Below are 24,396 nucleotides of genomic sequence, written 5' to 3'. Positions count from 1 at the left end.
ACGTTGATGTCCACTACGGCGGACGCTTTCCGGGGGCGTGGCCTGAGCCTGTAGTCTCAGTCGTAACGCTAATCCCCCAGGAGTCGCCGCCTTCGATACCAACAACTAGTGCCAGTGCTCTCTTCTAAATTTTTCTTCATTTTAGATAGCGAAAATTTAATAATACCTTTGCTCCTCTTTCTTAAAGAGCGAGGATTTAATATTGTCTTTCAAGATTTTGCATTGTTTCCACATTTGAATGCTTATGACAACATCGTATATGGATTGAAAAATAAAAAAGAAAAAATGTCAAAATCAGAAGTTCAGGAATATATAGAGTTTTTAGAACTAACGCCACACTTACATAAAAAGATTCATGAGTTGTCGGGTGGTCAAAAACAACGTGTCTCTATCAGCTAATACTTGTTGCCCTTCTTTTTCTCCATATTCGCTAATGATTACTTGAACTAATAACCATCCTGCAGATGAATTTTGTTATTGCCAAATTTGATGCATTAGAACAGTGTGCAGGGAAAGCTAGAAGTATTGCACTTTTCATTCGACCGTTTTTACTGGGAAATGAAAAAAGCCGGCTTTGTCATCTAGAAAATTGAAACTGTAATATTAGATTGGGCTGGTACAACTGTTGATTTTGGTTGCTTTGCCCCTGTAAATGTTTTTCTTACTATTTTTGAAGACGCTGGTGTATCCGTGTCACTTGAAGAGGCACGCAAGCCAATGGGCATGTTGAAAATTGATCATATTCGTACAATGCTTGAGATGCCAAGAGTAAGTGAGGAATGGAAAAAAGTATATGGTCGTGTGTTTTCGGACGGGGATGTGCAGGCGCTTTATGGGCAGTTTGAGTCGAAGTTAATGGCATCATTAGCGACCTACACAGATCCCATTCCACATGTGTTAGATATGGTTCAGCAACTAAAATTAGCAGGTATCCAAATAGGGTCTACTACTGGATATACGGATTCGATGATGGATGTAGTGACTAGCCAAGCAGCCATTAAAGGATATAAACCGGATTTTTTGGTAACGGCCAATCTAGTTGGGAATATAGGGCGTCCGTATCCGTATATGATTTTTAGAAATATGGAAAAGCTGGGTACAAAGTCAACAAAGCAAGTTATTAAAGTTGGTGATACAACATCAGATATACATGAAGCGTTAAATGCAGGCGTGTGGGCTGTTGGTGTTATCATCGGTAGCTCGGAAATGGGATTATCTGTGCAAGAATTTATGGCTTTATCTGATGAGGAACAACAGAGCGTGATGGCAAAAACAAAGCGAATTTTTGAAGAAACGGGTGCACATTATACTATTCAAACAATGAAGGCACTGCCAACACTAATAGAACAGATTAATGAACGATTAACAAAAGAAACCGTGTTAGCGTAAATTAAAAGCTATTAAAAAAGTCTTCCTAGGATGCTTGCCGCATACCAATGAAGGCTTTTTCATTTTCGGCAAATACTTCTTATGAATTAGGGTATATAAATATTAGCCGGATAGAACAGACAAAGTGACGGCTAGAACTGAAAATGCGACGGATAGAATTGACAAAGTGAAGGATAGGATGCAGAAAGTGATGGCTTGAAATTAAAAAAGCAGCCTACAACGGTAGACTGCATTGCGTTTTTAGTCACGCTCGTAAGGTACGGAATTGGGAATATCAGCAAATGGATCTTTTTCGTTAATGCGGTCGTAGAACATGACGCCATTTAGATGATCTAATTCATGTTGGAATGCTATAGCTGCCAGTCCTTTAAGGCGCAATTTTTTTTCTTCGCCGTCAATTGTTTTGAACTTCACCGTAATGCGGGCATGTCGTGGCACATAACCAGGTACATTGCGATCAACAGATAGGCAACCTTCACCAGCGGTCATATATGTGCTTTCCACTGAATGACTGACTATTTTAGGGTTAATCGCTGTGAAGCTCAATTGTTCGCCATTATCATCTTTCACGTGTAGGGCAAACATGCGATGTAAACTATTTACTTGATTGGCTGCAAGACCGATGCCACCACGTAAATTATATTTTTCCGCAATTTCAGGATCTTGGCTGTTTTTTAGGTATTGAAGCATGTCTTCCGCAAGCTTGCGTGTTTCTTCAGATAAAGGAAATTTAACTTCCTCAGCTTTTGTGCGTAAAGTGGGATGGCCTTCGCGAATAATATCATCCATTAAAATCATGTGTGAATCTTCCTTTCAATCACTTTGTATAACTTTATTTACAAGTATACATCACGTCTCAGTACATGCACATGAAAAAAGCCATCATTTGCATAAACTTAAAATTATTTTTTGTTGCTATTAGATTGTCACGAACTAGGGTATTCTACTATTGATAATTATGAAGGAAAACGTTATGTCAGTGCGCTTGAAATAAGTTGTTGTAATACAGTGATTGATTGTGAATGATACAGTATAGCACAGTTCGCTTAAGACATTATGTTAGGAAAATTCTTTGTTTATAGCCGTAATATATGATTGACCGACGATATTTTATTAAGTATACTGAGTCCTAAGGATAAGTTGTACTAGTTAAAAAGTGATTTATTTTAATACAGTTGAAAGGGAGATGTGACAAATGGGTAAGAAAAACAATAATATTTTTGATCCAAAACAAACGCTAACTGAAATCGAAGATAAGTTTGAAATGTTCCAAATTCTGAATGAAGAAGGCGAAATTGTTAATGAAGAGGCGGATCCAAAATTATCAGACGAGGAGTTAGTAGAGTTGATGACGCGTATGGTATATACACGTATTTTAGATCAACGCTCTATTTCACTTAACCGTCAAGGTCGATTAGGCTTCTACGCACCGACTGCTGGTCAAGAAGCGTCGCAACTTGCTTCTCACTTTGCGTTAGAACAAGAAGATTGGATTTTACCAGGCTACCGTGATGTACCTCAAATTGTATGGCATGGTTTACCTTTAGAGAAAGCATTTTTATTCTCTCGTGGACACTTTGCAGGGAATCAGGTTCCTGAAGGTGTAAACGTATTAGCACCACAAATCATTATTGGTGCACAATACATTCAAGCTGCTGGGGTGGCACTTGGTCTTAAAAAACGTGGTAAAAAAGCTGTGGCTGTAACATATACAGGTGATGGAGGTTCATCACAAGGTGATTTCTATGAAGGCATTAACTTCGCTGGCGCATTTAAATCTCCAGCAATTTTCATTGTGCAAAACAACCAATATGCAATTTCTACACCTCGTGAATTACAAACGGCAGCAAAAACAATTGCACAAAAAGGTGTAGCAGCTGGCGTGCCAAGTATTTTAGTAGACGGTATGGATGCACTTGCAGTATACGTAGCAACACGTGATGCACGTGAGCGCGCAGTAAATGGCGAAGGTCCAACATTTATTGAAACAATGTGTTATCGCTATGGTCCACATACAATGGCTGGGGATGATCCAACACGTTACCGTACATCTGATACAGATAGCGAATGGGCACAAAAGGACCCGCTTGTACGTTTCCGTAAATATCTAGAAGCTAAAGGGCTTTGGGATGAGAAAAAAGAGGAAGCGGTCATTGAACGTGCAAAAGAGGAAATAAAAGAGGCTATCAAAAAGGCTGATGCTGCTCCAAAACAAAAAGTAACAGAGTTAATGGAAAACATGTATAAAGGCGAAATGCCATCGAATTTAAAAGAACAGTATGAAATCTACAAAGAGAAGGAGTCGAAATAACCTATGGCACAAATGACGATGATTCAAGCAATTACAGATGCACTTCGCACAGAATTAAAGAACGATGAAAACGTTCTTGTATTCGGAGAAGATGTAGGTGTCAACGGTGGGGTATTCCGCGCAACTGAAGGCCTACAAAAAGAATTTGGTGTTGATCGAGTATTCGATACACCATTAGCAGAGTCTGGTATTGGTGGCTTAGCGATTGGTCTTTCTCTAGAAGGTTTCCGACCAGTTCCTGAAATTCAATTTTTCGGCTTCGTCTATGAAGTTATGGATTCAATCAGCGGTCAATTAGCGCGTATGAGCTACCGTAGTGGTGGTGTATACAATGCTCCTGTAACTATTCGTTCACCATTCGGTGGTGGCGTACATACGCCAGAAATGCACTCAGATAGTTTAGAGAGCTTAATGACAGCACAACCAGGATTAACTGTTGTTGTACCATCCACACCATACGATGCTAAAGGATTACTGATTTCTTCTATTCGCAATGATAATCCAGTTATTTTCTTAGAGCATTTAAAATTATATCGTTCGTTCCGTGAAGAGGTACCCGAGGAAGCATACACAATTCCACTAGGAAAAGCTGATGTAAAACGTGAAGGTAAAGATTTAACAATCGTTGCATATGGTCTAATGGTACATGAAAGCTTAAAGGCAGCAGAAGAACTTGAAAAAGAAGGTCACTCTGTAGAAGTTATTGATTTACGTACTATTCAACCAATCGACATTGAAACAATCATTGCTTCAGTCGAAAAAACAGGTCGTGCAATTGTTGTGCAAGAAGCACAAAAACAAGCAGGTATTGCTGCGAATGTTGTAGCTGAAATTACAGAGCGTGCAATTTTAAGTTTAGAAGCACCTGTACTTCGTGTAGCAGCACCAGATACAGTGTACCCATTCCCACAAGCTGAAGGTGTTTGGTTACCGAACTATAAAGATGTAATGGAAACAGCGAAAAAAGTTTTAACATTCTAATGTAGCTTGCAAATTTGATGAAGAGCAAAGAGAAAGGATGGGTACACATGGCATTTGAATTCAGATTACCAGATATTGGCGAGGGTATTCACGAAGGAGAAATCGTAAAATGGTTCGTTAAAGCTGGGGATACAGTGAAAGAAGACGATATTCTTTGTGAAGTTCAAAATGATAAAGCGGTCGTAGAGATCCCGTCACCAGTTGAAGGTAAAGTAGAGGAAGTATTAGTAAAAGAAGGTACAGTAGCTGTTGTTGGCGATGTATTAATTCGTTTCGATGCTCCTGGCTACGAAGATTTAAAATTAAAAGGTGACGACCATGCAGAAGCGAAGTCCGATGCTAAAACAGAAGCACAAGTACAGGCAACTGCTGAGGCTGGTCAAGATGTTGCAAAAGCACCTGCTAAGGAAGAAGCGCCAGTAAAAGAAGAAACGACTGTAAAAGAAGAAGCTGCTGATAGTACTAAGCGTATTATTGCAATGCCTTCAGTTCGTAAATTTGCACGAGACAATGATGTAAATATTCGTGAAGTTGCAGGTACAGGCAAAAATGGTCGTATTTTAAAAGAAGATATCGAGAATTTCTTAAATGGTGGTGGAGCAGTACAGGCTGAGGAAGCGCCAGTGGCACAAGATGAAGCAAATGCTCAACAACAATCAGTGCCAACAGCTCCAGTGGTTCTTGAAGGTGAATTCCCTGAGACACGTGAAAAAATGTCTGGTATTCGAAAAGCGATTGCAAAAGCGATGGTACACTCGAAACAAACGGCTCCTCATGTTACACTAATGGATGAAGTCGATGTGACAGCACTTGTAGCTCATCGCAAAAAATTCAAAGATATCGCTGCTGAAAAAGGTGTGAAATTAACGTACTTACCATATGTAGTAAAAGCGCTTATTTCAACTTTGCGCGAGTTCCCTGAATTTAACCGCTCATTAGATGATGCAACACAAGAAATTATTCAAAAGCATTACTACAATATTGGTATTGCAGCAGATACAGAAAAAGGCTTACTTGTACCAGTCATTAAACATGCGGATCGTAAATCAGTATTTGCGGTATCAAATGAAATTAATGAACTAGCGACAAAAGCTCGTGATGGCAAGCTTGCTCAACATGAAATGAAAGGTGCATCAATGTCTATCACGAACATTGGCTCAGCTGGAGGACAATGGTTCACACCTGTTATTAATCATCCTGAAGTCGCAATACTAGGTATTGGTCGAATTTCAGAGAAACCTGTAATAAAAAATGGTGAAATTGTAGCTGCACCTGTGTTAGCATTATCATTGAGCTTTGATCATCGTATGATCGATGGAGCCACTGCGCAAAATGCTTTAAATCACTTAAAGCGTTTGTTAAGTGAGCCAGAATTATTATTAATGGAGGCGTAACAAAAATGGTAGTAGGAGATTTCCCAATCGAAACAGATACTCTTGTCATTGGTTCAGGTCCTGGAGGATATGTAGCAGCAATTCGTGCAGCACAAACTGGCCAAAAAGTAACAATCGTTGAGAAAGATGTAATTGGTGGTGTGTGCTTAAACGTTGGTTGTATCCCATCAAAAGCATTAATTTCAGTAGGGCACCGTTTTGAACAAGCTAAGCATTCAGATGACATGGGTATCGTCGCTTCTGACGTGAAATTAGACTTCTCAAAAGCACAAGCATTTAAAGACAGCGTTGTTAAAAAATTAACTGGCGGTGTTGAAGGCTTACTTAAAGGCAATAAAGTTGAAATTGTAAAAGGTGAAGCTTATTTCGTAGACGCTCATTCAGTGCGTATCATCAATGGTGAATCTGCTCAAACTTACACATTTAACAATGTGATTTTAGCAACAGGTTCTCGTCCAGTTGAAATTCCAACATTTAAATTCACTGATCGTGTACTAAACTCCACTGGCGCTCTTTCTTTACAAGAAGTACCTGGTAAATTAGTCGTTATTGGTGGCGGTTATATTGGTACAGAGCTAGGCTCTGCTTTTGCTAACCTTGGCTCACAAGTTACAATTATTGAAGGCGGCAAAGATATTTTAGCTGGCTTCGAGAAACAAATGACACAAATCGTGAAAAAAGGCCTTAAAAAGAAAGGCGTTGAAATTGAAGTAAACGCATCTGCAAAAGGCGTTGAAGAAACAGAAAACGGCGTAGTAGTAACATACGAAGTAGGCGGAGAAGAGAAAAAAGTTGAAGCTGATTACGTTTTAGTTACTGTTGGTCGTCGTCCAAATACAGATGAGATGGGTCTTGCTGAAATCGGTATTGAATTCGGTGAACGTGGTCTTATTAATGTCGACAAACAATGTCGTACAAATATTCCGAACATCTATGCAATCGGTGATATCGTAGCAGGTCCTCAGCTTGCACATAAAGCTTCTTATGAAGGTAAAATTGCGGCTGAAGCAATCGCTGGTGAAAAATCAATCGTTGATTATTTAGCTGTTCCTGCTGTATGCTTCACAGATCCAGAAATGGCAACTGTTGGTTACAATGAAGAACAAGCTAAAGAGGAAGGTATCGAGTATACTGCAGCGAAATTCCCATTCGCAGCAAATGGTCGTGCTCTTGCATTAAATCAATCAGAAGGTTTCGTGAAGCTAGTTGCTCGTAAAGAAGACGGCTTATTAATTGGTGCTCAAATTGTTGGTGCTGGTGCATCTGATATGATCGCTGAAATGGGCTTAGCAATTGAAGGCGGCATGACTGCTGAAGATATCTCATTAACTATTCATGCTCACCCAACATTAGGTGAAATCACAATGGAAACTGCTGAAGTTTTACTAGGCAACCCAATCCATATTTTAGCTAAAAAATAATTAGAAACAGTTGAAACGACTATAAAGCATATTCGCTTTATAGTCGTTTTTTTGTATATTACATGTAATTTTGATACAGTAAATATGTAGAATGAATATTCTAATAATATAGAGGTGATGAAGAAATGGAATTAAACTTAGAGGGCAAAGTAGCAGTTATAACAGGTTCAAGTAAAGGCATCGGTTATTATACTGCGATGCAGCTAGTCAAAGAAGGTGCAAAAGTTGTACTATGTGCACGAGGGGAAAAACAGCTACAAGTAGCAGCGAGTTGTATTAAAAACGAAACGGGCGAAGATGTTTTATTCATACCTACTGATATTACGAAAGAAAAGGATTGTAAGAGGTTAATAGAGCGAACAGTGGAGCATTATGGACGCATTGATATTGTCATTAACAATGCTGGTACAGCATCAGCCAATCCTTTTGAAGCGGTTAGCGGTGAAGTATGGCAGTCTGATTTAGACTTAAAAGTGTTTGGTGCCATTAACTGTTCGAAATATGCTGTGCCACATATGCGTAAGGTCGGTGGTGGAGCAATCGTCAATGTAACAGCGGTTATGGCAAAAACGCCACCAGCAAGTTCGCTCCCGACTACTGTAAGTCGTGCCGCAGGGCTTGCTTTAACGAAGGCTATGAGCAAAGACTTAGGAAAAGATAATATTCGTGTAAACTCAGTTTGTATTGGATTAATTCGCAGTGATCAAATTGAGAATCGTTGGAAAAGTGAAGCGTCTGAACTATCATGGGAAGATTATTCTCGGAAAGTTGGTCAATCCATTCCATTAGGCCGTGTTGGAGACACCCAGGAAGCAGCGAATGTTATTACTTTTTTAGTATCAGATGCAGCAAGCTATGTGACAGGAACGTCCGTTAATATCGATGGTGGTTCAGGACACGCATTATAGATACATAAAGAGTGAAGAGAAATAAGTTCTCTCCACTCTTTTTTATTCTTCTTCATTTATTATGACATTTTTGCCACGCATCTTCATAAATAGTGGTATTAGTAACCAAGACACGGCAACTATTAAAAATAGTAATGATAATGGTTTTGTCATGAAAATTGAAAAATCCCCATTAGAGATAGTTAAAGCACGACGCATATTATTTTCAATCATAGGTCCCAAGACAAGAGCAAGTACTAGAGGTGCTACTGGGTAATCATTTTTAGCAAAGAGATAGCCAAGTAGACCGCAAGCGAGTAATAAATATAAATCGAATGTTGTATATTGAACTGCGTAAACACCGAAGAAAGATATAGCGATAATGATAGGCAAAAGATATTTTTTAGGCGTTTCAATTACTTTTGCAAAAATACGAACAAGTGGCATATTTAAAACTAATAACATTAAGTTACCAATAAACATACTGGCAATTAAACCCCATGCAACCTCAGGGTGCTCATCAAATAATAACGGACCTGGCTGAATATTGTACATAATGAGCGCTCCCATTAAAATGGCGGTAGTACCAGAACCCGGGATACCTAAAGTTAGAAGTGGAATCATGGCACCACCTGAAGCTGCATTGTTTGCTGATTCAGGTCCTGCTACGCCAGCAATATGACCTTTGCCGAATTTTTCTGGCGTTTTACTAAATTTTTTCTCGGTAATATAAGAAAAGAACGAGGCAAGAGTAGCACCAGCACCTGGTAAGACACCGATGAAGAACCCTAGAAATGAGCCACGTGCAATTGGCACTGCACTATCTTTTAAATCTTGTTTAGTTGGTAAAATGCGATTAATTTTGGCAATTTGCCCGTCATCATCACTTTTTTCAAGGATTGTTTTGAATACTTCTCCTAGGGCAAATAAACCAACCGCTATTGTCAAAAATTCAATGCCTGAGAATAACATTGGTTGACCAAATGTAAAACGTTCAATACCTGATACTGCATCAATGCCGACAGTACCTAGCATTAGACCAAGCACAGTCATGATTAACGCTTTTGTAATTGAACGCCCTGCAAGTCCACTAACTGCCGCTAGTCCTAGCAACATTAATGAAAAATATTCAGCAGGGCCAAATTTTAATGCAACACTTGATAATGGCTTTGCTAATAGGACAAGGCCAAGTAATGCAATGATGCCTGCACAAAACGAGCCAATCGCTGCGATAGAAAGAGCACTACCGGCACGACCTTGTTTAGCCATTTGATAACCATCGAGTGTTGTCACAACAGAAGAAGATTCACCAGGCGTATTTAACAGAATCGAAGTTGTGGAGCCACCGTACATAGCGCCGTAATATACCCCTGCAAGTAAAATGATAGAACTTGCGGCAGCGGCTTCCGTAGGGAGTCCAGAGGTAAGTGTAGCAGTAACTGGGATGAGCAGAGCAACCCCACTCATTGGTCCTATTCCGGGAAGCACCCCGACTGCAGTGCCAATTATAACGCCGACGAAAGCGAATAACAAATTTTGCCATTGAAAAGCTACTGCAAAGCCGTCAGCTAAAAATTGCAATGTTGACATATGTTCACTCCTTTACATTAAAAAGTAGGAAAGCTAGGTAACGAGCCTCCTAGAATAACTGAGAATAAATAATAAATGCCGATGGAGAAAGCAGCAGAAATAATGACAGAAAATAGTACTTTTCCTCGTTCCATCGTTTGGAAGCCAATTAATAAAAAGATAAAAGTTGTTATCACGTATCCTACTATTTCAAGGAAAAATACATAGGCTATCGCGCTAATAAATAATATTAAAAATTTTTTTATTTCAATGGAAAATGTTTTTGAAGGGGATTGTGGACCTTTTGCTAATCTTGCCTTCACAGCTTGTCTCCATGTTTCGTATAAGAGCCGTAAACTCAATAACACTAGAATTATTCCCAAGCCTAATGGAAATGTTTTCGGTCCTACTGTAGAACCGTATGCGCTATCTGAAATTTGTGTTGCTTGTACGACAAATAAAATTCCAATGATAAAAAATACAATACTCGAGATTTTATCGAAAGTTTGACTCAACTGTTGCGCACCTCCTATGAAGAAAAGCGACTGATAAAGTCGCTTTTCTTTATATTTTATTTTTGCATCTCTAAAGCTGTTAATAGTTCGACAACTGTGTTGTTTTGTTCATCTAAATATTTAGTGAATTCCTCTGCATTGCGGTACTCACTTTGCCAGCCATTGCGTTCTACTTCAGATTTCCATTCATCTGTTTCTACCATTGCTTGTAATTTTTCAGACCAGTATGCTACAGCATCGTCAGACATATTTTTGGGCCCAAAAATACCGCGCCAAATTGTAAATTCTTCATCAATACCCGCTTCTTTAAAAGTTGGCACATCAGCTAATTCACCTTCTAAGCGCTCTGAAGAACTGACCGCTAATACACGAACATCCCCTGATTTAACATAAGTTGCTATAGTTGAGGCATCTGTCGCAATGACATCGGCATTCCCGCCTAATAATGCGGCAACTGCTTCACCACCTCCATCATAAGACACGTATTTTACTGTTTTTAAATCAATTCCTGATTTAAATGCTGGAATAATACCTACCAGATGATCCATAGATCCTGGGGCAGAACCTCCAGCTAGTGTTACGTCCTGTGGATTCGTTTTCAAGTCATTTAACACATCATCTAGCGTTTTGTAAGTGGAATCATTTTTAACCACAATTGCACCATAATCACGCGTTAATTGTGCTAATGGAGTTGTATCCTTATAACCAAATTTACTGTTTCCTTCAGCTTTTTCATTATTAATCAAAATAGGTGGTGATTTGACCATTAGCATATAGTCATTATCAGCTTCTTTAGTTGCAAAAGTGGCCATAAATACTGCGCCACCGCCACCAGGTTTATTTTCAACTTGTATCGGCTTTTCAATAAGTTTTGTATCATTCATCGTTTTAGAAATTGCACGGGCTGTTAAATCCCAGCCTCCTCCAGCACCAGAAGGAGCAACAATTGTGATATTATTTTTTGGATAATTGCTTGCTGTCGTTTTTTCTGTGTCCCCAGCACTAGAAGAATCTGTTGATGTACAGCCTGCTAAACCAGCTAATAAAAATGTTGCTGCTGCAAATTTTGTCAATGTTTTCCACATAAGAAATCCCCCTTGTAAAGAAAAATGGTAGCACTGCAATTGCAAGCGCTACCATAAATTTACCGTAAATTCAGACAATCACAATGTTATGATAATAATGTTAATTTGTTTCATTTTGTTCATAAAGTTTATGGGTAATGAAGTATCTACGCTCAGGACGTCCCACAGAACCATAAATCAGCTCAGTATGTGCTTGCTTTTGTGTAACGAGATACTCTAAATAACGCCGAGCTGTAGAACGGCTGACGCCAATATTTTTTCCTAGTACCTCAGCAGTAGTACCGTCTTCGATTGTATTTAAATGATTGATTACATGATTCATTGTAGTTGGATCGATACCCTTTGGTAATAATGATAATTCTACTTTTTCATGTGCTGGCGTTTTTGGCCAGAGCTGTTGAATTTTTTCTTGTGTGAATTTTTCATCATTTTGTAGAATAAAGTGTTTCATGCGGTATTTTTCAATACTTTCTTTTAATTGCTCGAAAGTAAAGGGTTTTAAAATATAGTCCGTGACATTTTTTCGATAGGCGTCTTGCACAATATGTGCTTCAGTTGCCGCTGTAATTAAAATAATGTTGGTGTTTGGTCGAATTGCTTGGATTTTATCAATTAAATCAATGCCAAGAACATCAGGTAAGTACACGTCTAGTAAAATCAGCTGTGGTGAAAAAGACAGAAGCCAATCTAGCGCCTCTTCACCGGTATGGGCACAGGCAATTACCTGAAACCCTTCAATTTTTTGTAAAAAACGACGATGCACGTCTGCAACTCGTACATCATCCTCTATAATCAATACTTCAATTTTTTGCATCTCCTACATTCCCCCTTTGCTAATAGACGCAATGAATAATGCACCACTTAAATCTCCCTTTTCAAGCGCCAGTTTGCCGTTCAATTCTTGCATATTTGAAATAACTTTTCGTAAACCATAACCTCTGAATTTTGCATCTTTTGTCGAAATATTTTCTGAAAAAAGTAATTCTAGCTTTTCCTGTGCTAGACCATTACCAGAATCTTCAACCTCTATTATTATTTCTTCACCATTATCAAAAACAAAAAGTCTAACAATCGGCGGACGATCCTTGTTTTTCTCAACTTCTTCAAAAGCATTTGTTAACAAATTCCCCATTATAGAGATAATGAGACTTTTTTCGATGTTATCTGGCAAAGTTTCTAAATAACTGTCTTCATCGAAAATAAGTTTGACCTTCAATTCACGTGCCCGATTGAAGAAGCCAATAATAAGCCCATTTAAAAATGGATCTTTGACACGATTAGTGATGAACTGAGTTAATGAGGATTGACCTTGTACTTCCTTATGAATAATAGATAATGCTTCATCAGAGGCATTCAATTGAATTAGTCCAGAGATAGTATAGAGAATATTATTAAACTCATGCGTTTGTGCACGTAATGCTTCGGTATATTGTTTAACCTGAGATAATTCAATCGCCAGTTGGTCAATTTCTGATTGCAGTCGAAAACTAGCAACAGCCCCAACGATTTTCCCGTTCATTTTTATGGGTACACGATTCACAATTACTTCATTTCCATTAATAATCATTGGTTTATCGTGTTGTTTTTTCCCATAAGTAAGAACTTCCAGTAAGTGAGTATTTGGAACATGATGTTCAATATTTTCTCCAATTACGGAATCTTTGTCAGATAAATGTAAGATTTTAGCTGCAGCATTATTCAAAGTTGTAATTTCACCTTTGTGATTAACAGTTATAATTGCTTCTCGTACAGATTCAATTAATGCATTTTTTTCTGTGAAAAGATTGGCTATTTCATTTGGTTCAAGGTTGAAAATTTGTTTTTTGATGCTACGAGATAAGAAAATGGAGCCAAGGATACCAATGAATAAGGCAATCATCATAATATAAAAAATATTGTCGAGATATTGTAAATATAAATTGTCTAGCTCACTAGTTAAATAACCAATTGAAACAACTCCGAGAATCGTCGTCCCATCGGTGTCGAATACAGGTGCTTTCCCCCGAATAGACTGACCCATAGAGCCATTTGCAATGGATATATAGGATTCTCCATCTAATAATGCGCGCGCATTGTCGTCACCAACCATGGGTTTGCCAATTCGTTCAGTAATCGGATGCGTGTAACGAATGCCATTTTCGTTGCCAATAACTACGTAGGCAGCGTCTGTTGTCATCATAATATTGGTGCTGATTCTTTGCAGTGCTTCAGTTGGATTGTCTGTTTTAAAAGCAGCTAAAACATCACCACGATTGGCAGTTGTTTCTGCCAAATAGAGGGCCCGTTTGCCTAGTTGTGTTTGTAGTGCATCAGAAATTGTTAAATAAAATAGTAAGCCGGCAAAGACTACAATGATTAAAATGAAAAAGCTACTATAGTAGGCAAATCGTGTTTGTAATTTTAATGGCTTTATAATAAGAAATCATCCCACTTCCATCAATAATAAGAAAATTGAAAATAGTAAATCTATATTAACAGCTATTATGTTAGATAATCTATGGTTGTTTAAAAAAATTACAAAAAAGGAAGTGACAATGCATATTTTCACTGAATTGCACGATATTTAATTTTTTCGTATAGAAAAATAGTGAAAAAGTGAAATTTAGCTTGAAGATTATAGTTTGTTTAAATATTGTACTTGATGTAGGTTTTTTTCTATTGTTTTTCTAAAATTATAATAGACAGAAAATTCCCGCGCATGTAGAATGAACGTGAGGGGGTGAAAAGTGGTAAATGTTGAATGAAAAAATTGCTACTGTGTTAATGAGAGTTGTGCGAATTATTGTCCAGATTGGGATACTAAATATTTTTTATTATATGGGCGTTGGAATTGTGACTTTCTTGCATCTGCCTCTTCCAGGGAGTGTAATTGGGTTATTGCTATTAGCACTTTCGCTCAATTTAAAAATTATTAAAGTAGAATACATTCAAGATGGCGCTAGTTTTTTAATAGGTATATTAACATTGTTTTTCATCCCGGCAACAGTAGGGGTGATTGACTATCCGGAGCTGTTATCAAAGACTGGTTTGCTTATTATTTTAGCTATTATCGCTAGTACATTGGTTTCTATTTATATTACTGGGTTGCTTAGCCAACTTATTGAGAAAAAAGAGGCAGCTAAAAAAGAAGCGATTGTAGAAGAAGGAGAGGGGGAATTAACCGTTGACTGAAATAATTGTCGTAGTGGGCACAATTACTTTATTCTTTTTATTGACAAAACTTTATCAGCGTTTCCCATATCCTTTAATGATTCCATTAGTAACGACAACATTACTCAGTATAGTCATTTTACTGCTTTTCGATATTCCATATCCTACTTATATGGCAGGTGGGGAGTGGCTTCAGAAAATGTTAGGACCTGCTGTAGTAGCACTAGCTTACCCGCTTTACAACCAGCGTGACATTATCATGAAGTACAAGATTTCGATTTTGTCGGGGATTGTCATTGCAATGGTCACAGGTTTAGTAACAGTTTTTATGTTGTTAAAATGGATTGGGGTTAGTGAAAGTTGGATGTTAACGGCAATACCTAAGTCATTGACAACACCTGTTGGCATGCAAGTTAGTGAGACGATAGGCGGTATTCCACCACTAACTGCTGTGTTTGTAATGATAGCAGGGTTTGTAGGCGCCATTATCGGACCATTCGTTATTAAGTATGGCAAAATTGAATCTGCTGTTAGTCGAGGTGTTTCAGTAGGAAGTGCCTCACACGGGGTAGGACTAGTAAAATTAAAAGATTATGGGGAGCAGGAATTATCAGTCGGTTCCTTGTCGATGGGTTTAACGGCGATTATCGGCGCATTTCTGTGCCCGCTTTTTGTCTATTTACTTCTATGAAAAAGGCTATATACAGAAGAAAATCTGTATATAGTCTTTTTTAACTTTTTTCAATAATAAATTGGATGGTATGAGCAAGCCCTGTATGCAAAATACCTTCATTTCTTACTTGTTCTCCTGTAAAAAAGTGCAAAATTTTATGCGATTGACACCAAGCGAGTACATCAATTGGGTCGTATAAAAATTCAAGTTGTTTTGGACCGCCTGATGCGTAGGGAAGTTGGTAGATAGAGTATAATTCCATCATAATTAGTCCGCCTGGTTTCACAGAATCGATGATGCGTTTAAGTACTTCATACTGCTGTTCTACCCGAAAATGGCCAAAGACCATGATGGCTGCATCAAAGAATTCTACCGGTAATTCATCTTGTAGCAAGTCAGTGAGTTTAGTTTCCACAATAACGTCATATTTTTTCGCAAGTTGTTGTGTTTTCTGTAGCCCACTTTGTGCGTAATCAAAGGCAGTTACCGTATGCCCTTCGCTCGCTAAAAAGACGGCATTACGACCTTCGCCCTCTGCATAAGCAGCTATATTTGTGTAGTTCTTCAGGTAATCTGCATAATTTTTTATGAAGGTATTTGGTTGTTCACCATAAACATATTCTACTGTTTGAAATCGTTTGTCCCATGAATTCATTTAATCACTCCTTCATTCTTATTGTAAATAAAGTGTCCAGTGGAATCGAGTTTTTTGTTCAATGCTCATTCAATAAGGTGGAAAAATTTCTTTAAAGTTTAGAGGTAACAGATTTTTAAGGTATGCAACTATTAGTTACGAAATGACAAATAATAACTTCGAGTGAAATACGGTTGAAAATTTTATGATTTATACATAATCATAAAGTATGGAGGGTAAGTGGAATGTACATAGAAAATCGTTTAAAAGAATGAGAGAACAACATTAATATTCACAAATGATATTGCATAATTACTAAATATATCCAGAAAATCGGTTGCTAAGTGGGGATTAGGAAAAGGTTATCCGGACATGGAGAACCTTATTAGACTAAGAGATTTGTAGGAGATTTCAGTAGATAAACTTATTCAAGGAGAAGAAGAATACCAAAAAAAATGAGGTTATCGATCGACCGAAAAATGCTAATCAGAAATAAATCGGATATTTATAGAATAATTGTTGGATTATTTCCCCTATGTTGGGCATGCTTTTTTTACAATATTAGTAATAGTTGTTGTAGTATAAAAATAAGCTGTCTCAAATGAGACAGCTTATTTGCGTTTATATAATAGCTCTACGTTCTTTAATAACGCGAATTGTTTTTAAGGTTGAATCTTCTGGACCTTGAACAGGTAAGCCAGCTTCAACATTCATCTGAATGTAACGAATATTTTCCTCAGTAATTATTTCCCCGGGAATAAAAATTGGAATACCAGGTGGATATACCATTATGAATTCTGCACATATACAATTATCTGCTTCAGCAAGTGGTACAACTTCTGTATCTGCATAAAATGCATCACGAGGTGACATTGCAAGCGCAGGAATTTCTGGCACATTTACAACTGCTTCGGTAATAGCCGCTTCTGAATCAAAAGCTTTTGACATACGACTTAATGCATTTATTAGGAGGTTAATTTCCTTTTTCGTATCAGCCAGTGTCACAAGACATAAAATATTGTATAAGTCCGATAACTCTACTTCAATATTCGCATTGTAACGAAGCCATTCTTCGGCTTGGTGACCGGATATACCTAAATCTTTTACACTAATTAACAGTTTTAATGGATCCATATCAAATGTTGCAGATGAGTGTAACTTTTCTTTTCCTGCACATTTTAAATGCGGAATTTGATTAATACGTTTACGCGCATCTTTTGCTAAACGAAGTGCATCACCTATTAAATCATAGCCATGAATTGCAAGCTGACGACGTGCTGTGTCGAGAGATGCAAGTAATGGATAGGAAGTTGAAGTAGTTGTTAGCATCGAGAATACAGCTTGTACACGCTTTGCAGAGACAAGCCCTTCACGCACATTTAAAATCGATGTTTGAGTCATGGAGCCACCTAGCTTATGCACACTTGTTGCAGCCATATCGGCGCCAGCTTCCATAGCAGAATAAGGTAGCTCATCGTGAAATTTAATATGGACACCATGTGCCTCATCAACAACAACTGGAATATTACGACTATGGACAATTTCCACAATACGTTTTAAATCTGCTGAAAATCCGTAGTATGTTGGGTTAATAACAAGAACAGCCTTTGCATCCGGGTAAGCATTTAATGCTTTTTCTACAGCTTCTGCTGAAATACCATGAGAAATACCATATTCGCTATCCACCTCAGGATGAATAAAAATTGGAATAGCACCAGCGAAAACGATCGCTGACATAATGGATTTATGAACATTCCGTGGTACTAGAATTTTATCACCTGGACCGACGACGGTCAGAATCATCGTCATAATGGCGCCACTAGTACCTTGAACGGAAAAGAATGTATGATCAGCACCAAAGGCTTCTGCAGCAAGTGCCTGCGCTTCTTTGATCGCACCCTTTGGTGAATGTAAATCGTCTAGTGGAGCAATATTAATTAAATCAATTGATAAAACGTTGTCGCCGACGAATTCTCGGAACGCAGGATCCATACCGTGCCCTTTCTTATGGCCTGGAATATGGAACTGAATTGGATGTCTGTTCCGATGTTTCAGTAATACGTCGAACAATGGAGTCTCTAATTGTGACAACGCAGGTACCACCTCACTTTTATAATATCTAAGAAAACAAATGAATTATAGCACCTAACGACATGAAAAAATAGACTTTAATTAAAAATTAAAGGGATTTTTTGAGGATGACGAGAAGATAGTATCGTATGAAAGGGGAGATTTGATGAATTGGAATACACGTGTCACAGAACTTTTGCAAGTTCAATATCCGATTATTCAGGGGGGATTAGCTTATTTAGCATATGCTGACTTAGCTGCGGCAGTGTCGAATGCTGGAGGGCTTGGACAAATAACTGCCATGAGCTTGCGTGATGCTGATTTATTACGCGCAGAAATTCATAAGGTCCGAACTTTAACTGATAAGCCATTTGGTGTCAATTTTGCAATTGGAATGTATGGTACGGGCTATGAGGATATGGTGCGCGTCGCAGTCGAAGAAAAAGTACCTGTTGTGACAATGACAGGAGGTAATCCGGCACCAATATTTGATTTACTTGCAGGGACAGATATCAAGAAATTAGTGCTCGTTGCCGCACGTAGACAAGCTCAAAAAGCTGAAGAGCTTGGCGCAGATGCAGTCATGGTAGTAGGACAAGAGGGTGGTGGTCATCTTGGACGTGATGATATCGGTACAATGGTACTCGTACCCCAAGTGGTAGATAGCGTAAAAATTCCTGTCATTGCTTCTGGTGGTATTGGTGATGGACGTGGCTGGATGGCCGCACATGCACTTGGTGCCGAGGGAATAGAAATGGGTACACGTTTTATTGCTACACAAGAATGTATTGATGCTTCAGAAGCTTATAAAGAGGCACTGGTCGCAAGCTCTGAAGCCGATACAACTGTTATTAAACGCTCCATTGGTGCACCGGCCCGAGCGCTTCGTAGCGAATTTACAGAGAAAATTTTAGAAATTGAACGAACAACTCCTACGTATGAAGCATTAAAAGATTATATAAGTGGTAAAGCGAATAAACGTTTTATATACGATGGTGACAAGAACGATGGTATTGGTTGGGCAGGCCAAGTTACGGGAATGATTCACGATATTCCAACAGTGGAAGGGCTTATAACAAGAATGGTTGCAGAAGCGGGAAGTATACGGGTAAAATGGGGACAGTAATGTAAAGGTGGTAATGTCCAAATGGAATATTCTTATCCGTTTTCAATTGATTGGTCGACTGAAGAAATAGTTGATGTTATTAAGTTTTTTGAAGGCATCGAGCAGGCCTATGAAAAGGGCATTAAACGCGAAGTGATGATGGCGAAATATCGTCGCTTTAAAGAGATTGTACCGTCACAGGCCGAGGAAAAAACAATTTTTCGTGAGTTTGAAGATGCTAGTGGCTATGTGAGTTATCCAGTAGTGAAGCAAACAAAAGAAACTGCAGATGGCACAATCATAAAGGTTTTACCGAAGCAACGACGTTAAAAAAAGAAGTGTGGATGTGAGAAATACTCACGTCCACACTTTTTTGTCTTGCAGTTCATTTAGCTATTATTGTGGCATTTGGCTTTCAAGGACTTATTTGCTATGCCTTCACAAAAATCCCGTGTTAAATATCAAGTTTTTGCATAAAATACATCAATATCGACATTAGAAAGCTTGTCTCATGGACATCATCGCAAAATAATAATGTCACGTAAGTTCTCATGCTACACCCTCTGTAGATGTTATGTTCCATCCTCTTGCAAGTCATGTAACTTTCAACAAGTACCTTTAAAACTTTGAGCTTCGCCCTTTTAGCAATACCGAATGGAGTAAGTAATAATACAACCTTGCTAAGTTTGTGGCCGTGGCATAGCTGTTACCATCATTTAAGATGATGGTGTTTTTTTTGTTAGACTAATCGGATTATTATTTCTGTTTTCTAAAGCTTAAACTTTTTATTTTCCTAAAATGATGTTATAGACCGGCAGTAAACTGTTGAAAGTTTCTTCAGCTAATTTGTGGAATTCACTGGAAGATACTTTTATAGCTTCATCGCGTGAAATATGGCGCCCGACTAAAAACTCGCCTTTTTTTACATCGCGCAGTCGAATAAGTAACTCCTCTAGCTTCTCTTCTTTAGCTTCTTGCATCGGAAAAGCCAATGGCGACATATGATCACCAGAAACAATGAAATCATCTGGAAGCTGTTGTAACAATGATTTTTTTGCAAGTAGTCGTTCCGCCATCACGTTTTTTTGTGGTGCTTCATAAATAATGGCTAATACGATGAATAAATGTGAGCTCCAAAGACCAATCTGAAAGTGAGGCAATGCTTTATAACCTCTTTTGTATGGAGCAAAGGCAACCCAACTATCTTTTGGTGGATTGACTGTTCGTCGAGCATGTTTCGCAACATGAGAGAAAAACTCCTCTCCCAATTGGCTAGAAAAGAAAGCGGAAAAATCTTCTCCTAATTTATTAAATTTAGGCCGTACATTGGAATTTAAAGCATCCATTCTTTGTTCTAAACCATTTATTTGAAAAACATTGAAATCTTTGTTAGTCCATTTTAGTTTCGGCATTTTTGAAAACTCCTCTCGATTATAAGGTTTATTTTAATAAGAAAATGGGAAAATCTTATAACAAGTACTTTAACGAAATCTGATAAGGTTTTGTAACAAAATAAAAAAAGGACGTGATTTTTATGAAACAGATCGTAAAAATTATACGAAAAGTTGACATTGAAAAGCAATATGAACACATTTTGCAATTAGAATTAGATTATGAATTAGCTTCCTTATTCTCTGCTATGAATGAAAAAAATGAGCTTGAGATTGAAAAAAGTAAAAAACGTCTGGCAGAAATCCAGATGGAGCTTGAAAGTTTGCACGCCTATGCGTAAAAAAAAATTCATACCCATATAAAATCACTTGCTGAATATTCCGACAGCAGGTGATTTTTGTTGTTATAAAGGGTAAAATAGATAATATATCATAATAGAAAGTGTAGTGGCTAGGGCTCTGTTTAGAGAGGTGTGTTTAACACTGTCTAAAGGTGCTGTCGCATGTTTGAAGCGTATTTCTATTGTCTATTGTGTTTATTTACGTTGTGGGCTCTACTACACGGTAGGATGCGATGGTAGCGTAATCGTAGGAGGTAGTGCCTTTGTTTAGCCAGCAGCGATGGAGAAGGGGCTATATTGACAAGACAGTAGCATACTGAAGTAAAGGATATAGTGGTTTTACTGATGGGCGTTTATGCGCTTTTCTTATATACGAAGGGTGGGTAATTATGAGTTTACAACGAATCGATGAATTTGCGAAAAGTATTATTTTTGAAGCGGGTAAACGCATTAGAAATGCATTTTCCTACAATTTAGTTATTGAAACAAAATCTAATGCAAATGATCTTGTTACAAATATTGACCGTGAAACAGAATTATTTTTCATAGAAAAAATTAAAACGTTTGACCCGACCCATAAAATCTTAGGCGAAGAGGGAATGGGTGAGAAGGTTGAATCGTTAGATGGTATTGTTTGGATTATTGATCCAATTGACGGCACCATGAATTTTGTCAAACAACATCGACACTTTATGATTTCAATTGGAATATTTATTAACGGTATTGGTAAGCTCGGTTACATATTCGATGTTATGCGTGAAGACTTATTCTATGCAGTCGCTGGCGAAGGGGCTTGGTACAATGATTCACCGCTACGTAAATTGCAGCCAGTTTCAATTGAAGAGTCAGTGATTGGTATTAATGCAAGTTGGGTGGCGCCAAATCGACATATCCATCATGAAAAAGTTATTGAATTGATTCGGAAAGTTCGTGGTACACGTTCATATGGCTCGGCAGCTATGGAAATAGCTTTTGTTGTAAGTGGTAAGTTAGATGCGTATGTCTCCATGCGACTGTCTCCATGGGATATCGCCGGGGGGACAATTATCGCTAAGGAAGTTGGTGCAATTGCAACGAATTTACATGGAGAAGATTTTGATTTTCTAAATCAAGATACTTTTATCATCGCAAATCCTTCCATTCATAAAGAGTTATTAGACAAATATATTGTGCCTTATCGCTAAGAAAGGAGCTGTCCATTATTTGGACAGCTCCTTCGCCTTGTAGACTAAAGTATTTTACAACACAGGCGTCAATAGATGCTGTTAAGCTTTAATCGCCACCTTAGTTATTAAATTATAGTAAACCTTGTTCACGTAGTTTACGTTTCATTTTAAAGGCTGTCATGAAAATGACACAAGTAGCCACAATGCCTGCTAATATGCCAAATCCACTACGAGCTGCTACGGAATAACCGATAGCACACATTGCTAATATAGCCGCCAATGCATAAATGGCCATTACGAATTTTGCACGATTCATAGCCGAGCCTCCTATTTTATTATAAATTTTTGATTCAAAAATATTTTTTTTAGAATGATAGAAATTCTAATAAGGACATTTACATCCTTCTTGTGCTATAATATCACAGTTAAACATACGAAAAAAGAATATGGAGTGGAATAATGACAAACTTACGTCAAGATCTTCGCAATATCGCAATTATCGCCCACGTTGACCATGGTAAAACTACTTTAGTCGACCAATTATTAAAACAATCAGGTACATTCCGTTCAAACGAACGTGTTGAAGAACGTGCAATGGACTCTAATGATATTGAACGCGAACGTGGTATTACGATTTTAGCTAAAAATACAGCAGTAAACTATGAAGGAACTCGTATCAACATCCTTGATACGCCTGGACACGCTGACTTCGGTGGTGAGGTAGAACGTATTTTAAAAATGGTAGACGGCGTTTTACTAGTTGTCGATGCGTATGAAGGTTGTATGCCTCAAACACGTTTCGTACTGAAAAAAGCATTAGAACAACGCTTAACACCAATCGTTGTTGTGAACAAAGTGGACAAAGATTCAGCTCGCCCACTAGAAGTAGTAGATGAAGTGCTTGAATTATTCATCGAGCTAGGTGCAGATGACGATCAATTAGACTTCCCAGTTGTTTATGCTTCAGGAGTAAATGGTACGGCTTCGTTGGACGCTGATCCATCTAAACAAGAAGAAAATATGAAATGTCTATTTGAAAAAGTTATTGAGGCTATCCCAGCACCAGTTGATAACTCAGAAGAACCATTACAATTCCAAGTAGCTTTACTTGATTATAATGACTTCGTTGGACGTATCGGGATTGGTCGTGTATTCCGCGGAACAATTTCTGTAGGTCAACAAGTTGCACTGATGAAATTAGACGGTACAGTGAAAAACTTCCGTGTAACCAAAATCTTTGGTTTCTTCGGCTTAAAACGTGAAGAAGTAGAGACAGCAAAAGCTGGTGACTTAATCGCCGTTTCAGGTATGGAAGATATCAATGTTGGTGAAACAGTTTGTCCTGTTGAGCACCAAGAGGCGCTTACGCCTTTACGTATCGATGAGCCAACTTTACAAATGACTTTCTTAGTAAACAATTCTCCATTTGCAGGTCGTGAAGGGAAATGGGTTACTTCTCGTAAAGTAGAAGAGCGTTTACGTGCTCAATTACAAACTGACGTATCTTTACGTGTTGAAGATACGGATTCTCCAGATGCTTGGACAGTTTCAGGTCGTGGTGAGCTTCACTTATCAATCCTGATCGAAAATATGCGTCGTGAAGGTTTCGAATTACAAGTATCTAAACCGCAAGTAATCGTGCGTGAAATCGATGGCGTAAAATGTGAACCATTTGAACGCGTTCAAATCGATGTTCCTGAAGAAAATGTTGGTTCAATTATTGAATCCATTGGTACTCGTAAAGGCGAAATGCTTGATATGGTGAACAACGGCAGTGGTCAAGTTCGTTTAACGTTCTTAGTACCAGCTCGTGGATTAATCGGTTATACAACTGAATTTATGTCAATGACAAAAGGTTTCGGTATTATCAACCATACGTTTGATTGCTACCAACCATTATTACCAGGTAAAATTGGTGGACGTCACCAAGGCGTACTCGTTTCAATGGAAACTGGTAAATCAACAACTTATGGTATGATGCAAATTGAAGACCGTGGTACACTATTCTTGGAGCCAGGTACAGATATTTACGAAGGTATGATCGTTGGAGAAAATACTCGTGACGCTGATATCACTGTAAATATCACAAAAATGAAACAAAAAACAAACATCCGTTCAGCAAATAAAGACCAAACGAATGTTATTAAAAAACCACGTATTTTATCTTTAGAAGAAGCACTTGAATACCTAGGTGATGATGAGTACTTAGAAATCACACCAGAATCTATTCGTCTTCGTAAAAAAATTCTAGATAAAAACGAACGTGAGAAAGCAGCGAAAAAATTACGTAACGCAGAACAATAATTTTCCGCTG

The 24,396-nt window shown here is 38.1% G+C and carries 23 protein-coding genes and 1 pseudogene; 14 read left to right on the top strand and 10 right to left on the bottom strand.

Features of this window, described 5'->3' with window-relative positions:
* Window positions 1-186: 186 nt before the first annotated feature.
* Both C9J35_RS02035 and phnX read left to right on the top strand, forming a co-directional pair.
* Window positions 187-399, top strand: a pseudogene (locus C9J35_RS02035) (ATP-binding cassette domain-containing protein); the annotation flags it as partial.
* A 189-nt stretch (window positions 400-588) separates the two neighbouring features.
* Complete coding sequence (gene phnX, locus C9J35_RS02030; RefSeq protein WP_054767085.1) at window positions 589-1,389, top strand: phosphonoacetaldehyde hydrolase; 801 nt, start codon at window positions 589-591, stop codon at window positions 1,387-1,389.
* A gap of 240 nt (window positions 1,390-1,629) precedes the next feature.
* Here phnX and def read toward each other — a convergent pair whose 3' ends face one another.
* Window positions 1,630-2,187, bottom strand: coding sequence for a peptide deformylase (gene def, locus C9J35_RS02025; RefSeq protein WP_107923214.1), 558 nt, complete (start codon window positions 2,185-2,187; stop codon window positions 1,630-1,632).
* Between the two features lie 397 nt (window positions 2,188-2,584).
* On the opposite strand from def, the gene pdhA reads away from it, so the two are divergent.
* From pdhA to C9J35_RS02000, 5 genes are all read left to right on the top strand, one after another.
* Window positions 2,585-3,700, top strand: coding sequence for a pyruvate dehydrogenase (acetyl-transferring) E1 component subunit alpha (gene pdhA, locus C9J35_RS02020; RefSeq protein ID WP_107923213.1), 1,116 nt, complete (start codon window positions 2,585-2,587; stop codon window positions 3,698-3,700).
* A gap of 3 nt (window positions 3,701-3,703) precedes the next feature.
* Window positions 3,704-4,681 (top strand): alpha-ketoacid dehydrogenase subunit beta, encoded by a 978-nt coding sequence (locus C9J35_RS02015; protein WP_010858261.1) that lies wholly within the window; start codon window positions 3,704-3,706, stop codon window positions 4,679-4,681.
* A 47-nt stretch (window positions 4,682-4,728) separates the two neighbouring features.
* Complete coding sequence (locus C9J35_RS02010) at window positions 4,729-6,075, top strand: dihydrolipoamide acetyltransferase family protein (protein WP_107923212.1); 1,347 nt, start codon at window positions 4,729-4,731, stop codon at window positions 6,073-6,075.
* Between the two features lie 5 nt (window positions 6,076-6,080).
* A complete protein-coding gene (lpdA, locus tag C9J35_RS02005) occupies window positions 6,081-7,496 on the top strand; it encodes a dihydrolipoyl dehydrogenase (protein WP_107923211.1) in 1,416 nt (471 codons plus the stop codon).
* Window positions 7,497-7,621: 125 nt separating this feature from the next.
* A complete protein-coding gene (locus tag C9J35_RS02000; protein WP_054767087.1) occupies window positions 7,622-8,404 on the top strand; it encodes an SDR family NAD(P)-dependent oxidoreductase in 783 nt (260 codons plus the stop codon).
* 42 nt (window positions 8,405-8,446) lie between these two features.
* Here the strand turns inward: C9J35_RS02000 and C9J35_RS01995 are convergent, their stop codons facing one another.
* The 5 genes from C9J35_RS01995 to C9J35_RS01975 all read right to left on the bottom strand — a co-directional run bounded on the left by C9J35_RS01995 (window position 8,447) and on the right by C9J35_RS01975 (window position 13,905).
* The gene (locus C9J35_RS01995) at window positions 8,447-9,973 is read right to left on the bottom strand and encodes a tripartite tricarboxylate transporter permease (RefSeq protein WP_107923210.1); all 1,527 of its coding nucleotides are present in this window, start codon (window positions 9,971-9,973) and stop codon (window positions 8,447-8,449) included.
* Window positions 9,974-9,990: 17 nt separating this feature from the next.
* Window positions 9,991-10,467 carry a tripartite tricarboxylate transporter TctB family protein gene (locus C9J35_RS01990; RefSeq protein ID WP_107923209.1) on the bottom strand — a complete coding sequence of 159 codons (477 nt, stop codon included), beginning with the start codon at window positions 10,465-10,467 and terminating at the stop codon, window positions 9,991-9,993.
* 56 nt (window positions 10,468-10,523) lie between these two features.
* A complete protein-coding gene (locus C9J35_RS01985; protein ID WP_107923208.1) occupies window positions 10,524-11,552 on the bottom strand; it encodes a tripartite tricarboxylate transporter substrate binding protein in 1,029 nt (342 codons plus the stop codon).
* A gap of 100 nt (window positions 11,553-11,652) precedes the next feature.
* On the bottom strand, window positions 11,653-12,366 hold the full coding sequence (locus C9J35_RS01980) for a response regulator (protein ID WP_107923207.1): 714 nt from the start codon (window positions 12,364-12,366) through the stop codon (window positions 11,653-11,655).
* 3 nt (window positions 12,367-12,369) lie between these two features.
* Entirely contained in the window at window positions 12,370-13,905 is a 1,536-nt protein-coding gene (locus C9J35_RS01975) for an ATP-binding protein (protein ID WP_107923206.1), read from the bottom strand.
* Between the two features lie 380 nt (window positions 13,906-14,285).
* Here C9J35_RS01975 and C9J35_RS01970 point away from each other — a divergent pair, with 380 nt between their 5' ends.
* A complete protein-coding gene (locus C9J35_RS01970; RefSeq protein ID WP_235616169.1) occupies window positions 14,286-14,723 on the top strand; it encodes a CidA/LrgA family protein in 438 nt (145 codons plus the stop codon).
* Window positions 14,716-15,393 carry an LrgB family protein gene (locus tag C9J35_RS01965; protein WP_054767088.1) on the top strand — a complete coding sequence of 226 codons (678 nt, stop codon included), beginning with the start codon at window positions 14,716-14,718 and terminating at the stop codon, window positions 15,391-15,393. Before C9J35_RS01970 ends, C9J35_RS01965 begins: the two co-directional genes overlap by 8 nt.
* A 40-nt stretch (window positions 15,394-15,433) precedes the next feature.
* Here the strand turns inward: C9J35_RS01965 and C9J35_RS01960 are convergent, their stop codons facing one another.
* Together C9J35_RS01960 and C9J35_RS01955 are read right to left on the bottom strand one after the other, a co-directional pair.
* A complete protein-coding gene (locus C9J35_RS01960; protein ID WP_107923205.1) occupies window positions 15,434-16,030 on the bottom strand; it encodes a class I SAM-dependent methyltransferase in 597 nt (198 codons plus the stop codon).
* 600 nt (window positions 16,031-16,630) lie between these two features.
* Window positions 16,631-18,100: an aminotransferase class I/II-fold pyridoxal phosphate-dependent enzyme gene (locus C9J35_RS01955; protein WP_054767089.1), complete on the bottom strand. Its 1,470-nt coding sequence runs from the start codon at window positions 18,098-18,100 to the stop codon at window positions 16,631-16,633.
* A 145-nt stretch (window positions 18,101-18,245) separates the two neighbouring features.
* Between C9J35_RS01955 and C9J35_RS01950 the strand changes: the two genes are divergently transcribed.
* Window positions 18,246-19,205, top strand: coding sequence for an NAD(P)H-dependent flavin oxidoreductase (locus tag C9J35_RS01950; RefSeq protein ID WP_054767090.1), 960 nt, complete (start codon window positions 18,246-18,248; stop codon window positions 19,203-19,205).
* Between the two features lie 21 nt (window positions 19,206-19,226).
* Window positions 19,227-19,514, top strand: coding sequence for a UPF0223 family protein (locus tag C9J35_RS01945; protein WP_107923204.1), 288 nt, complete (start codon window positions 19,227-19,229; stop codon window positions 19,512-19,514).
* 455 nt (window positions 19,515-19,969) lie between these two features.
* On the opposite strand, the gene C9J35_RS01940 is transcribed toward C9J35_RS01945, so the two are convergent.
* Window positions 19,970-20,596 (bottom strand): YktB family protein, encoded by a 627-nt coding sequence (locus C9J35_RS01940; RefSeq protein ID WP_107923203.1) that lies wholly within the window; start codon window positions 20,594-20,596, stop codon window positions 19,970-19,972.
* A gap of 122 nt (window positions 20,597-20,718) precedes the next feature.
* Between C9J35_RS01940 and C9J35_RS01935 the strand changes: the two genes are divergently transcribed.
* Together C9J35_RS01935 and C9J35_RS01930 are read left to right on the top strand one after the other, a co-directional pair.
* Window positions 20,719-20,916: a YkzI domain-containing protein gene (locus C9J35_RS01935; protein WP_107923202.1), complete on the top strand. Its 198-nt coding sequence runs from the start codon at window positions 20,719-20,721 to the stop codon at window positions 20,914-20,916.
* A 389-nt stretch (window positions 20,917-21,305) separates the two neighbouring features.
* On the top strand, window positions 21,306-22,100 hold the full coding sequence (locus C9J35_RS01930) for an inositol monophosphatase family protein (RefSeq protein ID WP_107923201.1): 795 nt from the start codon (window positions 21,306-21,308) through the stop codon (window positions 22,098-22,100).
* A gap of 112 nt (window positions 22,101-22,212) precedes the next feature.
* Here C9J35_RS01930 and C9J35_RS01925 read toward each other — a convergent pair whose 3' ends face one another.
* Window positions 22,213-22,398, bottom strand: coding sequence for a DUF5325 family protein (locus C9J35_RS01925; RefSeq protein WP_054767091.1), 186 nt, complete (start codon window positions 22,396-22,398; stop codon window positions 22,213-22,215).
* A gap of 143 nt (window positions 22,399-22,541) precedes the next feature.
* Between C9J35_RS01925 and typA the strand changes: the two genes are divergently transcribed.
* Window positions 22,542-24,386, top strand: a complete 1,845-nt coding sequence (gene typA / locus C9J35_RS01920; RefSeq protein ID WP_107923200.1) for a translational GTPase TypA — start codon at window positions 22,542-22,544, stop codon at window positions 24,384-24,386.
* The last annotated feature ends 10 nt before the right edge of the window (window positions 24,387-24,396 follow it).

This window comes from Lysinibacillus parviboronicapiens, from assembly GCF_003049575.1.
GTDB classification, from domain to species: domain Bacteria; phylum Bacillota; class Bacilli; order Bacillales_A; family Planococcaceae; genus Lysinibacillus; species Lysinibacillus parviboronicapiens.
Note: the sequence above shows the minus strand (reverse complement) of the source record. Positions and strands in the feature narration are given on the sequence as shown.

Coding starts and splice junctions, on each gene's coding strand:
- def (WP_107923214.1), bottom strand. CDS start 2,187: ATGATTTTAATGGATGATATTATTCGCGAAGGCCATCCCACTTTACGC.
- pdhA (WP_107923213.1), top strand. CDS start 2,585: ATGGGTAAGAAAAACAATAATATTTTTGATCCAAAACAAACGCTAACT.
- C9J35_RS02015 (WP_010858261.1), top strand. CDS start 3,704: ATGGCACAAATGACGATGATTCAAGCAATTACAGATGCACTTCGCACA.
- C9J35_RS02010 (WP_107923212.1), top strand. CDS start 4,729: ATGGCATTTGAATTCAGATTACCAGATATTGGCGAGGGTATTCACGAA.
- lpdA (WP_107923211.1), top strand. CDS start 6,081: ATGGTAGTAGGAGATTTCCCAATCGAAACAGATACTCTTGTCATTGGT.
- C9J35_RS02000 (WP_054767087.1), top strand. CDS start 7,622: ATGGAATTAAACTTAGAGGGCAAAGTAGCAGTTATAACAGGTTCAAGT.
- C9J35_RS01995 (WP_107923210.1), bottom strand. CDS start 9,973: ATGTCAACATTGCAATTTTTAGCTGACGGCTTTGCAGTAGCTTTTCAA.
- C9J35_RS01985 (WP_107923208.1), bottom strand. CDS start 11,552: ATGTGGAAAACATTGACAAAATTTGCAGCAGCAACATTTTTATTAGCT.
- C9J35_RS01980 (WP_107923207.1), bottom strand. CDS start 12,366: ATGCAAAAAATTGAAGTATTGATTATAGAGGATGATGTACGAGTTGCA.
- C9J35_RS01970 (WP_235616169.1), top strand. CDS start 14,286: ATGTTGAATGAAAAAATTGCTACTGTGTTAATGAGAGTTGTGCGAATT.
- C9J35_RS01960 (WP_107923205.1), bottom strand. CDS start 16,030: ATGAATTCATGGGACAAACGATTTCAAACAGTAGAATATGTTTATGGT.
- C9J35_RS01950 (WP_054767090.1), top strand. CDS start 18,246: ATGAATTGGAATACACGTGTCACAGAACTTTTGCAAGTTCAATATCCG.
- C9J35_RS01945 (WP_107923204.1), top strand. CDS start 19,227: ATGGAATATTCTTATCCGTTTTCAATTGATTGGTCGACTGAAGAAATA.
- C9J35_RS01940 (WP_107923203.1), bottom strand. CDS start 20,596: ATGCCGAAACTAAAATGGACTAACAAAGATTTCAATGTTTTTCAAATA.
- C9J35_RS01935 (WP_107923202.1), top strand. CDS start 20,719: ATGAAACAGATCGTAAAAATTATACGAAAAGTTGACATTGAAAAGCAA.
- C9J35_RS01930 (WP_107923201.1), top strand. CDS start 21,306: ATGAGTTTACAACGAATCGATGAATTTGCGAAAAGTATTATTTTTGAA.
- C9J35_RS01925 (WP_054767091.1), bottom strand. CDS start 22,398: ATGAATCGTGCAAAATTCGTAATGGCCATTTATGCATTGGCGGCTATA.
- typA (WP_107923200.1), top strand. CDS start 22,542: ATGACAAACTTACGTCAAGATCTTCGCAATATCGCAATTATCGCCCAC.